Source organism: Streptomyces sp. NPDC058525, from assembly GCF_042719495.1.
Classification (GTDB): domain Bacteria; phylum Actinomycetota; class Actinomycetes; order Streptomycetales; family Streptomycetaceae; genus Streptomyces.
In genome coordinates this window covers 39,485-50,353 of sequence record NZ_JBHXNP010000064.1, presented here as the reverse complement: position 1 = coordinate 50,353, position 10,869 = coordinate 39,485, and the positions used below count along the sequence as shown (strand labels likewise).

At 70.0% G+C, this 10,869-nt stretch carries 11 protein-coding genes, 1 rRNA gene and 1 riboswitch; of the genes, 11 read left to right on the top strand and 1 reads right to left on the bottom strand.

What is annotated here, in order from left to right; translation table 11 throughout:
* From rrf to ACFWP3_RS26835, 11 genes are all read left to right on the top strand, one after another.
* Positions 1–74: ribosomal RNA gene (rrf, locus tag ACFWP3_RS26885) — 5S ribosomal RNA — on the top strand; the annotation flags it as partial.
* 132 nt (positions 75–206) lie between these two features.
* Positions 207–797: a CDP-alcohol phosphatidyltransferase family protein gene (locus ACFWP3_RS26880; RefSeq protein ID WP_384225797.1), complete on the top strand. Its 591-nt coding sequence runs from the start codon at positions 207–209 to the stop codon at positions 795–797.
* Positions 798–896: 99 nt separating this feature from the next.
* Complete coding sequence (locus tag ACFWP3_RS26875; protein WP_384225794.1) at positions 897–3,392, top strand: sugar phosphate nucleotidyltransferase; 2,496 nt, start codon at positions 897–899, stop codon at positions 3,390–3,392.
* A 103-nt stretch (positions 3,393–3,495) separates the two neighbouring features.
* Entirely contained in the window at positions 3,496–4,404 is a 909-nt protein-coding gene (locus ACFWP3_RS26870; RefSeq protein WP_384225812.1) for a DUF881 domain-containing protein, read from the top strand.
* Positions 4,401–4,733 carry a small basic family protein gene (locus ACFWP3_RS26865; RefSeq protein WP_030158423.1) on the top strand — a complete coding sequence of 111 codons (333 nt, stop codon included), beginning with the start codon at positions 4,401–4,403 and terminating at the stop codon, positions 4,731–4,733. Before ACFWP3_RS26870 ends, ACFWP3_RS26865 begins: the two co-directional genes overlap by 4 nt.
* Positions 4,730–5,545: a DUF881 domain-containing protein gene (locus tag ACFWP3_RS26860; RefSeq protein WP_384225792.1), complete on the top strand. Its 816-nt coding sequence runs from the start codon at positions 4,730–4,732 to the stop codon at positions 5,543–5,545. The genes ACFWP3_RS26865 and ACFWP3_RS26860 overlap by 4 nt, the downstream gene beginning before the upstream one ends.
* An 85-nt stretch (positions 5,546–5,630) precedes the next feature.
* Positions 5,631–6,575, top strand: coding sequence for an FHA domain-containing protein (locus ACFWP3_RS26855; protein WP_384225809.1), 945 nt, complete (start codon positions 5,631–5,633; stop codon positions 6,573–6,575).
* A gap of 47 nt (positions 6,576–6,622) precedes the next feature.
* Positions 6,623–7,384, top strand: coding sequence for a MerR family transcriptional regulator (locus ACFWP3_RS26850; protein ID WP_384225790.1), 762 nt, complete (start codon positions 6,623–6,625; stop codon positions 7,382–7,384).
* Positions 7,385–7,436: 52 nt separating this feature from the next.
* Complete coding sequence (locus tag ACFWP3_RS26845; protein WP_007262890.1) at positions 7,437–7,910, top strand: bifunctional nuclease family protein; 474 nt, start codon at positions 7,437–7,439, stop codon at positions 7,908–7,910.
* Positions 7,911–8,100: 190 nt separating this feature from the next.
* Positions 8,101–8,739 (top strand): MerR family transcriptional regulator, encoded by a 639-nt coding sequence (locus ACFWP3_RS26840; RefSeq protein ID WP_384225787.1) that lies wholly within the window; start codon positions 8,101–8,103, stop codon positions 8,737–8,739.
* Positions 8,740–8,783: 44 nt separating this feature from the next.
* The gene (locus tag ACFWP3_RS26835; protein ID WP_384225784.1) at positions 8,784–10,256 is read left to right on the top strand and encodes a DNA polymerase IV; all 1,473 of its coding nucleotides are present in this window, start codon (positions 8,784–8,786) and stop codon (positions 10,254–10,256) included.
* 9 nt (positions 10,257–10,265) lie between these two features.
* On the opposite strand, the gene ACFWP3_RS26830 is transcribed toward ACFWP3_RS26835, so the two are convergent.
* The gene (locus ACFWP3_RS26830; RefSeq protein ID WP_384225782.1) at positions 10,266–10,631 is read right to left on the bottom strand and encodes a PRC-barrel domain-containing protein; all 366 of its coding nucleotides are present in this window, start codon (positions 10,629–10,631) and stop codon (positions 10,266–10,268) included.
* A gap of 112 nt (positions 10,632–10,743) precedes the next feature.
* Positions 10,744–10,842, top strand: a riboswitch (glycine riboswitch).
* Positions 10,843–10,869: the final 27 nt, after the last annotated feature.

Below are 10,869 nucleotides of genomic sequence, written 5' to 3'. Positions count from 1 at the left end.
ACCCGGAAGCTAAGCCTTTCAGCGCCGATGGTACTGCAGGGGGGACCCTGTGGGAGAGTAGGACGCCGCCGAACAATCATTGCGGAAGCCCCGCACCAGGTATCTGGTGCGGGGCTTTTCTGCGTTCAGGACACGTGTGCGGTCTCCTGTAGGGTCAGGGGGCATCGAACGACCAAAATTTCTATCGTCACAGTGGAGGCCCCCGGGTGGAGGTCCAGGAGACTCGGGTTCAGACTGACCGAATTTTCACCATTCCGAACGTCCTGAGCATGGCTCGCCTGGCCGGCGTGCCGCTGTTCCTGTGGCTGATCCTCGCCGAGCACGACGGGTGGGCCCTGGCCGTCCTCATGCTCAGCGGGATCAGCGACTACCTCGACGGGAAGCTCGCCCGGCGCTGGAATCAGATCAGCAAGCTCGGCCGGCTGCTGGATCCGGCCGCGGACCGGCTCTACATCCTGTCGACGCTCTTCGGTCTGACCTATCGCGAGATTCTGCCGCTGTGGCTCACGGGCGCCCTGCTCGCACGCGAGCTGATGTTGCTGGTCATGGTGTGGATCCTGCGCCGACACGGCTATCCGCCGCCGCAGGTCAACTTCCTCGGCAAGGCCGCGACCTTCAACCTGATGTACGCGTTCCCCTTGCTGTTGCTCAGTGACGGGACGGGCTGGTTGGCCTGGACGGGGTCAGTTTTCGGATGGGCGTTCGCCGGATGGGGTACAACCCTCTATTGGTGGGCAGGAATCCTTTACGTGGTTCAAGTCCGCCGTCTCGTCAAGGCGGACGCCACGGCCGATTGAGCTCGTCAGGCGCCGGATGACGCGGAGGAGTTGCGGAGTCACCGTCCGAGACGGGTGAGGTCGGCACGACCGTCATCTCTCTAGGAGGACTCTTCCGACATGAAGGCCGTCGTGATGGCCGGTGGCGAGGGAACCCGCCTTCGCCCTATGACCTCGAGCATGCCCAAGCCGCTCCTGCCGGTGGCGAACCGGCCGATCATGGAGCATGTGCTGAGGCTGCTCAAGCGGCATGGGCTCAGCGAGACCGTGGTCACCGTGCAGTTCCTGGCGTCGCTCGTCAAGAACTACTTCGGGGATGGCGAAGAGCTCGGAATGGAGCTCACCTATGCCAACGAGGAGAAGCCACTCGGCACTGCCGGCAGTGTGAAGAACGCCGAGGAAGCCCTGAAGGATGACGCCTTCGTCGTCATTTCCGGCGATGCGCTCACCGACTTCGACCTCACCGACCTGATCCGCTTCCACAAGGAGAAGGGCGCACTCGTCACGGTGTGCCTCACCCGGGTGCCGAACCCGCTGGAATTCGGCATCACCATCGTGGACGAGGAGGGCAAGGTCGAGCGCTTCCTGGAGAAGCCGACGTGGGGCCAGGTCTTTTCCGACACGGTGAACACCGGCATCTACGTCATGGAGCCCGAGGTCTTCGACTACGTGGACCCGGACGTCTCGGTGGACTGGTCCGGCGACGTGTTCCCCCAGCTCATGAAGGAAGGCCGGCCGATCTACGGCTACGTGGCCGAGGGCTACTGGGAGGACGTCGGCACCCACGAGAGCTACGTCAAGGCACAGGCCGACGTGCTCGAGGGCAAGGTCCAGATCGACATGGACGGCTTCGAGATCTCCCCCGGGGTGTGGATCGCCGAAGGCGCCGAGGTGAGCCCGGACGCGGTGCTGCGCGGGCCCCTGTACATCGGCGACTACGCCAAGGTCGAGGCCGGGGTCGAGATCCGCGAGCACACGGTCATCGGGTCGAACGTCGTGGTCAAGAGCGGTGCCTTCCTGCACAGAGCCGTCGTGCACGACAACGTGTACATCGGGCCCCACAGCAATCTCCGCGGCTGTGTCATCGGCAAGAACACCGACATCATGCGTGCCGCGCGGATCGAGGACGGCGCCGTCATCGGCGACGAATGCCTCGTCGGTGAGGAATCGATCGTCCAGGGCAATGTGCGGGTCTACCCGTTCAAGACCATCGAGGCCGGCGCCTTCGTCAACACCTCGGTCATCTGGGAGTCGCGCGGACAGGCACATCTGTTCGGTGCGCGCGGGGTCTCCGGCATCCTGAACGTGGAGATCACCCCCGAACTGGTGGTGCGGCTCGCCGGCGCGTACGCGACGACCCTGAAGAAGGGCGCGACGGTCACCACCGCCCGTGACCACTCCCGAGGCGCGCGAGCGCTCAAGCGGGCGGTGATCTCGGCGCTCCAGGCCAGCGCCATCAACGTGCGCGACCTGGAGAACGTCCCCCTGCCCGTGGCGCGGCAGCAGACCGCGCGCGGCAGCGCGGGCGGGATCGTCCTGCGCACCTCGCCGGGCGTGCCGGATTCCGTCGACATCATGTTCCTGGACGAGCGCGGTGCGGACCTCTCGCTCCAGCAGCAGCGCAAGCTCGACCGGGTCTACGCGCGCCAGGAGTACCGGCGGGCGTTCCCCGGGGAGATCGGCGACCTGCAGTTTCCGGGCAGCGTCTTCGACGCCTACACGGGATCGCTGCTGCGCAGGGTCGACATCACCGGGATCGGCGACGCCGGGCTCAAGGTGGTCGTGGACGCCTCCAACGGCAGCGCGGGGCTCGTGCTGCCCAGCCTGCTGGGCCGGCTCGGCGTGGACGCGCTGACGATCAATCCCGGGCTTGACGAGTCCAGGCCGACGGAGACCGCCGAGTCCCGCAGGGCCGGGCTGGTGCGGCTCGGGGAGATCGTGGCCTCGGCCCGGGCGGCCTTCGGCGTGCGCTTCGACCCGGTCGGAGAGCGGATCTCGCTGGTGGACGAGCGCGGGCGGATCATCGAGGACGACCGGGCGCTGCTGGTGATGCTCGACCTGGTGGCCGCGGCCAAGCGCAGCGGCAAGGTCGCGCTGCCGGTGACCACCACGCGCGTCGCCGAGCAGGTGGCGGCCTACCACGGCACGCAGGTGGAGTGGACGACGACCTCGCCCGACGACCTGACCCGGGTGGGCCGTGCGGAGAACACGATCTTCGGCGGAGACGGCCGCGGCGGGTTCATCGTTCCGGAGTTCGGCAGCGTCTTCGACGGGGCCGCGGCCTTCGTGCAGCTCCTCGGCCTGGTGGCGCGTACGCAGCTCACCCTGAGCCAGATCGACGCGCGGATCCCGCGGGCGCACGTGCTCAAGCGGGACGTGCCGACGCCGTGGGCGGTGAAGGGGCTCGTGATGCGCCGGGTCGTGGAGGCGGCCGGCGACCGGCAGGTGGACACCACCGACGGGGTGCGGGTCGTGGAGGCGGACGGGCGCTGGGCGCTGGTCCTGCCGGATCCGGCCGAGGCGGTCACCCATCTGTGGGCCGAAGGTCCCGACGACGCGTCGGCGCAGGCGCTGCTCGACGAGTGGGCGGGCGTGGTGGACGGCGCCGGGCACTGAGTGCCGTGTGAGGACCGAAGTCCCGCGGGCCGGGCGGGGGAGGTTTTCCCCGCCCGGTCCGGGGGATGGGCGCATTGGGTGTGTGCGCCGCCGACATGCGACGATGTGCGGCATGTCGCAGCCGCCCCACAACCGGAGTTCGGCGTCTCCTGCGCCCGCGCGCCCGGACGCCTCCATGTCGCTGCTGACGCACGTGATGGACCACAGTCTCGACGAGGGCTATGCGGAGGCCGCGGCCCGGCGCGAGGCGGAGGGTACGGCGGGCCTCCCGCGGACCCTGAAGGCCAAGCTGGCGCTCGGCGCCGGACTCGTGCTCGCAGCCATGGTCGTCACGCTGGGTGCCGCCCAGGCGCGGATAGAGGCGCCGGTGCTGGCCAAGGAGCGGCACGAGCTCATCGACCGCGTGGAGCTGGCCGATGCGCGTGCGGACGGTCTGGAGCGGGACATCGAGCGGCTTCGGACGGACGTCGCCGACCGTCAGCGGGCCGCGCTGAAGCAGCCCGGCAGCGGCCAGGGCGAGCTCGTCGCGCTGCTGTCCGGTGCCACGGAGGTGCGCGGTCCGGGGATCAAGCTGGTCGTGGACGACGCGAAGGGCGCTTCGTCGGGCGGCGGTGACGGTCCGCGGGAGAGCACCGGCTTCTCGGACGACAGCCGGGTCCGGGACCGGGACATGCAGAAGATCGTCAACGGGCTGTGGCAGTCGGGGGCGGAGGCCGTCTCCATCAACGGGCAGCGGTTGACCGCGCTGTCGGCGATCAGGGCCGCCGGTGACGCGATACTGGTCGACAACAGGCCGCTGGTGCCGCCGTACGAAGTGCTGGCGGTGGGGGACAAGAAGCGGCTCGGCACCGCCTTCCAGGATTCGGCGGACGGTCAGTACCTGCACGTGCTGCAGGAGAGCTACGGGATCCGCTACAGCCTGTCCCCCGCCGACGAGGTGCGGTTGCCGGCCGCGTCGAGCCTGACCGTGCGTACAGCTACAGCAGCAGAGCAGCAGAAGGGTGCATCGTGATCGCGGTACTGGGCCTCGTGGCCGGAGTGGTGGTCGGACTTCTGGTCCGGCCCGAAGTGCCGGCCGTGGTGGAGCCTTATCTGCCGATCGCCGTGGTGGCGGCGCTGGACGCGGTGTTCGGAGGCTTGCGCGCGATGCTGGACGGCATCTTCGTGGACAAGGTCTTCGTGGTGTCGTTCCTGTCGAACGTGGTCGTGGCCGCGCTGATCGTCTTCCTCGGCGACAAGCTGGGCGTCGGCTCGCAGCTGTCCACGGGCGTGGTCGTGGTCCTCGGCATCCGCATCTTCTCCAATGCCGCGGCCATCCGCCGGCACGTGTTCCGGGCGTGAGGCCGATGCATACGAATGACACCCCGCCCGAGGAACCGAACGTCCCGGAGCAGCCTCTCAACAAGGGGACGGCGCCGGCGGCGGAGGTGCCCGAGCAGACGGGCCGGCAGCGGCTCGCGGCAGGCCTGTGGCCGCCGCGGGTGAGCCGGGCCCAATTGATCGTCGCGCTGCTGCTGTTCGTCCTGGGGCTCGGGCTGGCCATCCAGGTGCGGTCGACCAGTGACTCCAGTGCGCTGCGCGGGGCCCGTCAGGAGGACCTCGTACGGATCCTCGACGAGCTGGACGGGCGGACCAAGCGCCTGGAGGAGGAGAAGCAGCGGCTGGAGGATCAGCGCAAGGAGCTGGAGAGCAGTTCCAACCAGGCGGAGGAGGCCCGGAAGCAGACCGTGGAGAAGGAGCGCCAACTCGGCATCCTGGCCGGTACGGTGGCAGCCCAGGGGCCCGGTATCACGCTGAAGATCACCGATCCCAAGGGTCTGGTGCGGTCCGATCAGTTGCTGGACGCGCTCCAGGAGCTGCGGGCGGCCGGGGCCGAGGCGATCCAGATCAACGGGGTGCGCGTGGTGGCGGGCTCGTACTTCTCGGACGAGAACGGCGGGGTCGGGATCGACGGTAAGAAGATCACACAGCCCTACGAGTTCAAGGTGATCGGGAAGCCGCAGGATCTGGAGCCCGCGCTCAACATCCCCGGCGGTGTCGTCCAGACGCTGGAGAAGGAACAGGCCACCGTCGTCGTCACACGGCCGGCGAAGATCGTTGTGGATGCCTTGCGGGCTGCGAAGCAGCCTGACTACGCTCGGTCGTCATCGTGAGGATGCGGAGCGGAGAGTGGACCGGCTCACGCGGGCGGATGCCTGCGGGGGGTCGGCGCACCGAAGTCGCGGTGCGTGGTGGAAACTGTCTGGTGGTTACGGACGTTGTGAGAATGTCCGGGTCGGCAGGTGTGTGCATTCGGAGTTCGTCCTGCCCCACGGGCGGGTCTGTTTCGGTCAAGGGGAATCGCCCGTGAAGTTGTTTGAGAAGTTGTTCGGCAAGAAGAACCGCGAGGAAGGCGGAGCGGCACGTCACCGTGCCGGGCATGGCGACGCGGAGGGGCAGGGCGACCGGCCGCTCTTCCGTGACGAGGTCGCGGGCGGGGGTGACATTTCGGGCGGTCACGGCGCGTCGTCTGTTGACCCCGCTGGTACCGGACGCATAGGTTTCGGTGAACCATCAACCTCAAGTGCGGGTGGAGGGTTTGCCCCCGACCCGTATGCCACCAATGCCTCCGCGGGGCAGCCGCGGCGCGAGGAGCCGTCCATGTCGGCCGAGCAGGTTTGCAGCAGGTGCGGACACCGCAGCGATGCGGCCAGCCGGTTCTGCTCCAACTGCGGTGCGCCGCTGCGGGCGGGTCTGACGCCGGAGCGTGCCTCGGAGACCACGTCCACCATCTCGATCTCGGGCCTCGAGGCCTACGAGGCCGAGGTGTCGGGACAACAGCACGTGTCGTCCTCGCTGTCCCCCGAGGCCCAGGCCGCGGTGGAAGCGCTGCCGCCCGGTTCCGCCCTGCTGATCGTGCGGCGCGGCCCCAACTCCGGTAGCCGCTTCCTGCTGGACGGAGAGCTGACCACGGCGGGCCGGCACCCGCAGAGCGACATCTTCCTGGACGACGTCACCGTCTCCCGGCGCCATGTCGAGTTCCGCAGGAGCCAGGACGGCGGATTCACCGTCTCCGACGTCGGCAGCCTCAACGGCACGTACGTGAACCGTGAGCCGATCGACTCCGTCGCGCTGCACAACGGCGACGAGGTGCAGATCGGCAAGTACCGGCTGGTCTTCTACGCGAGCCTGCGGGGCGTCTGACCCTCCCCCCGGACTCCGTCCGGAGGGACCCCCAGAGGGAAGGTCCCATGCTGCGCACCCCGACAGGCGGTGCCGGAAACGGCGCCGCCGGCTCGGCCGGGCGGCTGGTGAGCATCGGCACGGTGCTCACCACGCTGCGTGACGAGTTCCCCGAAGTCACCATCTCGAAGATCCGTTTCCTGGAGGCGGAGGGGCTCGTCGAGCCCCGGCGCACGCCGTCGGGATACCGCAAGTTCAGCACCGAGGACGTCGAGCGGCTCGCCCGCATCCTGCGGTTGCAGCGCGATCACTACCTGCCGTTGAAGGTCATCCGCGAGCAGCTCGACGCCCTGGCCCGCGGTGAGCAGATCCGGATTCCGGCGCCCACGCCGCACGGGGAGTCCGTCGATCCCACGGGCCCCGCGGCCGTGTACGGGGAAGTGGGCCGGGAGCGGCCCACGGTGGCCCGGGTGGGCCGGGAGGAGCTGATCGCGGCCGCCGGGGTGGACGAGGTCCAGCTGGTCGAGTGGGAGTCGTACGGGCTGCTCGCGGAGGCGCCCGGCGGCGGATTCGACGCCGAGGCGGTGACCGTGGCCCGGCTGGTGGCCGACCTGGGGCGGTTCGGTCTGGAGCCGCGGCACCTGCGGGCGATGAAGGCGGCCGCGGACCGGGAGGCGGGCCTGGTGGAGCAGGTCGTGGCGCCCCTGCGGCGGCACCGCAATCCCCAGACCAGGGCGCATGCGGAGGCCACGATGAAGGAGCTCGCGGGGCTCTGCGTACGGCTCCACGAAGCCCTGGTGCAGACCGCCCTCGGAGTGCGGCTGCCGTGAGGCAGGGGGCCCCGACTACCCAAACCTGCCGGGCAGGTCCTAGGGTTACTGTGTGAACGAGCTCGACGTTGTGGGTGTCCGGGTGGAAATGCCCTCGAACCAACCGATCGTGCTCCTGCGTGAAGTGGGAGGCGACCGGTACCTCCCCATCTGGATCGGCCCTGGGGAGGCGACCGCCATTGCCTTCGCGCAGCAGGGGATGGCCCCTGCCAGGCCGCTGACGCACGACCTGTTCAAGGACGTGCTGGAGGCGGTCGGCGAGGAGCTCACCGAGGTCCGGATCACGGATCTGCGGGAGGGCGTCTTCTACGCGGAGCTCGTCTTCGCCAGCGGGGTCGAAGTGAGCGCGCGCCCTTCCGACGCCATAGCGCTGGCCCTGCGCACCGGGACGCCGATCTACGGCAGCGACGGGGTGCTCGACGACGCGGGGATCGCGATTCCGGACGAGCAGGAGGACGAGGTGGAGAAGTTCCGCGAGTTCCTCGACCAGATCTCACCCGAGGACTTCGGTACCGGCCCGCAGTGAGACGGTGGCCGGGTCGGCCGCGTCGTCCACCGGGAACTGCCAGCCCATTCGGTTAGCCTTTCCCCGCAAAGGGATACGGGAAACCACTCTCAGGGTGATTATCACTCGGCGTGCCGAGTGTGGCGATCGTTGACGCACCCCTGGTGACTGCCTACCTTCAAGGTGGGCAGGTCAAGGACGGAGGGTCGGCGTGAGGATCACGGGCGACGGTACGACCGGGGGCATCCCCGCACGGAGTGATGGTGGGCCGTACCCGCTGCACGGCAGTGCGGCCGGGTCCGCGCGCCGTCAGCCGGAGTCGACGCCGGTCGGACCGGTGGGCGGCGACCCGGCGCCCGAGCAGATCGGCTACCGCGGGCCGACCGCGTGCGCCGCGGCCGGGATCACCTACCGGCAGCTCGACTACTGGGCCAGAACCGGGCTGGTGGAGCCGAGCGTGCGCCCCGCCTACGGCTCGGGGACGCAGCGGCTGTACAGCTTCCGCGACGTCGTGGTCCTCAAGATCGTCAAACGCTTCCTGGACACCGGGGTGGCGCTGCAGAACATCCGCACGGCCGTGCAGCACCTGCGCGACCGCGGCTTCTCGGACCTCGAGCGGATGACGCTGATGAGCGACGGCGCGACCGTCTACGAGTGCACCTCGCCGGACCAGGTCGTGAGCCTGCTCCAGGGCGGTCAGGGCGTCTTCGGCATCGCCGTGGGCGTGGTCTGGCGCGACGTCGAGAGCGCTCTGTCCCGGCTGCACGGCGAGCGGGTGGACACGGGCGAGACCCTCGTCGGGCACAACCCGACGGACGAGCTGGCCGCCCGCCGCAACCGGGCCGGCTGAACCGCGCCGCGGGAATGTCAGTCCCGTAGGGCAGCATCGGTCATGTGAGAGCCGCGCCGACCATCCTGCATCTGGACATGGACGCCTTCTACGCGTCCGTGGAGCAGGCGTCGAAGCCGAGCCTGCGGGGCAAGGCCGTCATCGTGGGCGGGCTCGGTCCGCGCGGGGTCGTCGCCACCGCCTCGTACGAGGCCCGGCGGTTCGGCGTGCATTCGGCGATGCCGATGGCCCAGGCGCGGCGGCTCTGCCCGAACGGCGCCTACCTGATTCCGCGCTTCACCCTGTACCGGCAGGTCAGCGATGTGGTGATGGCCCTGCTGCGAGAGCTGTCGCCGCTGGTGGAGCCGCTCTCCCTGGACGAGGCCTTCGTGGACCTGGAGGCGGGCGGGACCGCCTTCGACTCGGCGGGCGCCCGGGCCACCGGGGAGCGGCTGCGGGCGGACATCAGGGCCGCCACGGGGCTCAGCGGATCGGTGGGACTGGCCGGGTCGAAGATGCTGGCCAAAGTGGCGTCCGAGGAGGCCAAGCCGGCCGGCCTGCTGCTGATCGAGCCGGGTACGGAGCGGGAGCTCCTCGCGCCGATGTCGGTACGGACCCTGCCCGGGGTGGGGCCGGCCACCGGCGAGCACCTGCGCCGCGCCGGGATCACCACGGTGGGGGACCTGGCGGAGGCCGGGGAGGACGAGCTGGTGCGCATGCTCGGGCGCTCGCACGGCGTGGGGCTGTACAGGATGGCGCTGGGGATCGACGACCGGCCGGTGGTCGCGGAGCGGGACGCGAAATCGGTGTCGGTGGAGGACACCTTCGACGTAGACCTGCACGACCGGGTGCGGATCAGGACCGAGGTGCAGCGGCTCGCGGACCGGTGCGTGCAGCGGCTGCGCGGATCCGGGCACTCGGGGCGGACGATCGTGCTGAAGGTGCGCAGGTACGACTTCTCGACGCTGACGCGGTCCGAGACGCTGCGGGGGCCCACGGACGACCCCGCGGTCGTGCGCGAGGCCGCGGCGCGGCTGCTGGAGGGCGTGGACACCACGGGCGGGGTGCGGCTGCTGGGCGTGGGGGTGACCGGGCTGGCGGACTACACGCAGGAGGACCTGTTCGCGCAGTCACTGGCCGCCGAGCCCCAGGAGGGGACGGGGGAGGCGCCCGGGCCCGATGGGCCCTCCGGGGCCGGTGGGGCGGCCGGGGCCGCTGCGGGGGCCCTGGAGGGCGCGGAGGGCGCGGCGGGCACTGAGCCGCCAGGGGAGCGGCCCGGGGCGCCCTCGGAGCCGGAGGCGGCCGTGGAGCGGCGGTGGACGGCCGGGAGCGACGTGCGGCACGCGGTGTACGGGCCCGGGTGGGTGCAGGGCAGCGGGGTCGGGCGGGTGACCGTACGGTTCGAGCGGCCGGGATCGGAGCCCGGCCGGGTGCGGACCTTCCGGGTGGACGACCCCGAGCTGGAGCCGTCCGATCCGCTGCCGCTGGTGGGGGACGAGCCGCCGGCCCCGGCCTCCCCGGCCCCCTCGGCCTCGTAGCCCGACGGCCTAGCCCTCGTCGCCCGCCAGGCGGCCGAAGTCGCGTTGGAAGTCGCTGGGCAGGGTCACGTCCAGGCCGTAGTGGTGGTAGAGCTGCAGCTCCTGTTCGGGGGAGAGGTGGCGGCCGACGCCGAAGTCGGGTGCGTCCTTGATCAGGGAGCGGTCGAAGGGCACCCGCAGGGTGTCGCCGACCATCTCGCTCGGCTCCAGGGGGACGAAGGCGTCCCGGCCGAACAGGCCGGTCCGCACGGCTGCCCATTCCGGGACTCCCGTGGCATCGTCGAGGTAGACCTCGTCGATGGTGCCGATCTTGGTGCCGTTGCGGTCGAACGCCTTGCGGCCGATCAGGCTGCGCGGATCGATGTCGGTCTGCACGGTCCCTCCAAATGGTCGCAACTCCTCCGTAATGACTACAGAAGTGCATATCGGGAAAGGAGGCCACTCGGGGAGTGCCCAGATCCTCGCTGGTAGGCTGGGTGCTGGCTGTCGACCCTGTGCGGGAGAGTCCTCCGAGTGAACGTGACGGAGGCGCCGAAGGAGCAAATCCTCCCCGGAATCTCTCAGGCATACGTACCGCACGGACGAGGCCACTCTGGAAAGCAGGGGCGGGTAC